Here is a 3,774-nt window from a genome sequence, read left to right as displayed (position 1 = left end):
AAATAAGAAAAAAGCGAAAAAAAGCCAAATCGATAATTTATTATCGATTTACTTATAGGCTTTTTTGAGCATAGCAATAATAAAAGCTGTTCTTTATTTTACTAAATAAGAAAAAAGCGAAAAAAAGCCAAATCGATAATTTATTATCGATTTACTTATAGGCTTTTTTGAGCATAGCAACAATAGGAGTATATATGATACCAATAATAACGGGCTTTTTGTCCAAAATAAACAAAAAAATCATTATAGCAGTCATAATGGTTTTAATAGTTTCTATTTTTATAGTATTAATAGCTGCTAAAGACAGTGAAATACATAAAAAAGAAAAAGAGATCGCACAGTATCAGGAAGATATTAAGGGCTTGGAGCTTAATAATCAAACGCTTCAAAATGAGATACTATTTATTAAAGAAAATGAGAAGTTTCAAAATAGCTTTAGTAATTCTAGCGTTATGATAGATAATTTATTTAAAACGAAAATCCGACCTGCTGATGATAAATCATCAGCACCGTATAGGGAGGATTTGAGTATAATAACAAAGGAAGAACATGAAACATTTAATAATATATCTAATAATTTTTATAAGTATTTTAATAATATTAGTTTCTTGCAGTACAAAAATAAAATATGTCAAAGTACCTCTTTCTACACCTCCGGAAATATTTATTATAAAAGCTGTTACAAACAGACAAGATTTAATGAGAAGATATCAAGAAAGTATTATAAAAATAGGCGAATGGCAGCTCTGGTACAATATACAAGCAGGCACAAATTATTATTTATATAAAAAATAAATAATATTTATACAGCTGCTTTTACCTCCGTGCAGCAGCTGTATGAAAACATCCATGTTTTATAGAAACGACAGCCGAGCAGCTGTTAAATTTATTTAACAGCTGATTACTGCGAGGCTGGAGTGATAACAATAATAGGAGTTTTATATGGCTTTAAGTAAACCTAACGAATATAAAGAAGTATCTGCAAGGCAGAGCGAAGAAACTGTGTATGCAGAGGATATTAATCAAATAATATCAAATATAGAAAAAATAAAAGGCGGACAAGCTAATGAAGCTCCTGTTGCAACTATAAAAGATATTCATGAACGTCTGCTTGCTTTGGAAAGCGGCTCTGTGATTAAACCGCCTTCTGATACTGGAGAAACTTTTGAAGAGGAAGTATATTCATTTGAAAAGACTACTTTAACTTTAGAAGCTGAAAGCGGAAACCAAATATTGAATAGTGATATAATAGAGAATATGAGTACTTTATCTCTAGTTAGAAATGCTGATGGAAGTCTTAATTTGAAAGGAAGTATTGAAATTAATAATGAAAGTCAGGGAGTTATAAGAACAAATAAACAAATTGATTTAGATAAAAGAAAATTAGCAGGTGTGTATTATGGAGGAATGCAGCTAATATACAAATATGAAAATAAATATTTATATATTGTTATAATTGCTTCAAAAATACAATCTAATATATTAGATATAGGAAATATAAAGATATATGATAACAATATAATATGTCCTCCAGATTTCAATTCTATAAAAATACTAGGTGATGAATTATCAGAAGATTTTGGTATATATCTAGTAAATGGTGTTTACAGATTAAAAGGTTCTTTTAAAGCTGCTAATAAGTATACAACCTTCTTCGTTAATCTTAGTATGCAGGAGTTCTTTAAAGACAAGCAGCAATATAGCTATTCTTCATTTAGTATAGGAATAACAACAGCAGAACCTTATTATACAGCAGTATCTATTGGTTCAATAACACCTAATCAAAAATATACTATGGATATAGAATGTCCGATTCAGCCAAGTATTTAGAGAGGTTATTATGAAAAGACAGTTTGATACATTATTTAAACACAATATTTTAAACAGTAAAGAGCATTATAATTTTTGTCCTAAATGCAATTATCTTTATGAAAATAAAATGATTTGCAAATGCGGACAATTAATACATTTTATACGTATTGATAAAAATATAGCAGATATCATTTTAGAGTTAAACAAAAAAGGATATAAAACTAGTCAGTGCTGCGAAGGGCATATTGAAGATGAATATTTCCATCCGTATATATACTTTAGTTATTTATTTGATGTTAATGTTTACGGTATGGCTAGGCAAATATCAGAAGTTATAGAAAGTGAAAATCTTCCTATTGAAACTGTTTATATGTTTAATAATCAAAACAAGCAGATAGGAACTCTATTTGAAGTAAAAGAAAGTAAAATAACAGAATTAGAAAATAACAAAGAAAAAATAAAAGATGTATTTATTAATAGTTTTAAGATAATAGCAGAAAAATTAAAAGTTTATAAATAATAAGCGAAAAGCCGAACGCCTCGATAATTTATTATCGAGGATCTTTATGTGAGGCTTTGAGCGATAACAATAATAGGACGCATTATGAAATATATTTTAGATATGCTTACATGTTCAAAAACAGGAAGATTATCAAGCACCAGATTTATTACTGTTATAGGATCTTTAGTTCTGCTTATCTGCATAGCTTTTTTAGTCTTCTCAAAAGACTCAAGGCTAGGAGAGGCTATGCCTTTTCTTATGGGCGGGCTTATAGGGCTTGAAGGATTTAAAAGTTATCAGTCAAAGTTTGAAGGCGATAAATAATAAATAATCAATATTACTATTCATATACCATTTTTTTCTCCTAAATTATAATAAAATGTTTTATGGGCGGAGCTTAAAAAGTTCCGCCCTGTTTTTATTTATTTTTATAAGATAAGCAATCAATATGAAGGTCAAAAGAATTACTCACATACTATTTTTTATTTTTTGACGGGTGTATCATAACAATTCCATTCTTTTTATCTTCTATTGTCATAGCTACTATTTTTTTTATTTTATTATTATCATCACGTTTTATTGCAAGAGTAATAAATAAACAATGACTGTATCCGCCGTTAGATTTTATCATATAAACTTTATGTTTATCATTGTAATATATCTCTTCGCTTCTTTGAAGTCTCCAGCATAAACCCTTAAAAATATCTGACAAAACAGGATATATTTTTTTCTTTTCATTTAAAAAGTCTATAACATTAGTTATATCTATTTCCCATATTATTGACATTCTGATAAAGCCTCTTCTATGTTTTTTATATCATTCTCATCTATTTCACCAAGCTTGTCAGCATGAACTGTATATAATGGAATTACTTCTCCTATATCAGCCATTTCCCATATTTCATTATGTGTAGTTTCGCTAATTTCTTTAGCAGTATAATCATTACATATATGATAATTATTATAGCTAATAGCGTCAACATCCTGAGCGGTTAATTTAGTTAAATCAGGATCATTTAAACTTACAAAAATAGTTTGTTCATAATGCCCATGACGCACTTTATGAATTGCTATTTTCTTTTCATTTTCCAACTCTTTTAATATTTCAAGTATATTTTTAGGTACTGGTCCGAATTGCCTTTTTATATATTCATCATTTGTTATTGATTTACCTGTATTAAAAAACATATCTGAATCTGAATAGAATAATATCTTATTTAATTTTATAGAACCTAATTTTATAGGATCATCACAGCTTGCTATTATATAATGAACTGCAGCTTTATATTTTTCACTATCAAGCATTTTATTACCTCCTCAAAATAATCGACAGATATAGTCTAATATATTTATATCTTATTTTCAATATATAAAAAATATTTTTTCTGTTTAAGAGCCATAGATATTGCACACTTTTAGTTTAAAAAAAGAAGGTATTCCTTATAATTTAAATTACTAGA

The 3,774-nt window shown here is 27.6% G+C and carries 6 protein-coding genes; 4 read left to right on the top strand and 2 right to left on the bottom strand.

The window, feature by feature from the left end; translation table 11 throughout:
• Positions 1-194: 194 nt before the first annotated feature.
• The 4 genes from Q0K52_RS14650 to Q0K52_RS14635 all read left to right on the top strand — a co-directional run bounded on the left by Q0K52_RS14650 (position 195) and on the right by Q0K52_RS14635 (position 2,638).
• Positions 195-788 carry a hypothetical protein gene (locus Q0K52_RS14650; protein WP_297300623.1) on the top strand — a complete coding sequence of 198 codons (594 nt, stop codon included), beginning with the start codon at positions 195-197 and terminating at the stop codon, positions 786-788.
• Positions 789-942: 154 nt separating this feature from the next.
• Entirely contained in the window at positions 943-1,830 is an 888-nt protein-coding gene (locus Q0K52_RS14645) for a hypothetical protein (protein WP_297300622.1), read from the top strand.
• 10 nt (positions 1,831-1,840) lie between these two features.
• Complete coding sequence (locus Q0K52_RS14640; RefSeq protein WP_297300621.1) at positions 1,841-2,332, top strand: hypothetical protein; 492 nt, start codon at positions 1,841-1,843, stop codon at positions 2,330-2,332.
• A gap of 84 nt (positions 2,333-2,416) precedes the next feature.
• Positions 2,417-2,638, top strand: coding sequence for a hypothetical protein (locus Q0K52_RS14635; RefSeq protein ID WP_297300620.1), 222 nt, complete (start codon positions 2,417-2,419; stop codon positions 2,636-2,638).
• Positions 2,639-2,789: 151 nt separating this feature from the next.
• On the opposite strand, the gene Q0K52_RS14630 is transcribed toward Q0K52_RS14635, so the two are convergent.
• Together Q0K52_RS14630 and Q0K52_RS14625 are read right to left on the bottom strand one after the other, a co-directional pair.
• Positions 2,790-3,101, bottom strand: a complete 312-nt coding sequence (locus Q0K52_RS14630; protein ID WP_297300619.1) for a hypothetical protein — start codon at positions 3,099-3,101, stop codon at positions 2,790-2,792.
• Positions 3,092-3,619, bottom strand: a complete 528-nt coding sequence (locus Q0K52_RS14625) for a Panacea domain-containing protein (protein ID WP_297300618.1) — start codon at positions 3,617-3,619, stop codon at positions 3,092-3,094. The genes Q0K52_RS14630 and Q0K52_RS14625 overlap by 10 nt, the downstream gene beginning before the upstream one ends.
• Between the last annotated feature and the right edge of the window lie 155 nt (positions 3,620-3,774).

It is taken from the genome of uncultured Brachyspira sp., assembly GCF_944390845.1.
Classification (GTDB): domain Bacteria; phylum Spirochaetota; class Brachyspiria; order Brachyspirales; family Brachyspiraceae; genus Brachyspira; species Brachyspira pulli.
The sequence above is the reverse complement of the archived record's forward strand: the minus strand, read 5'-3'. Positions and strand labels throughout refer to the sequence as shown.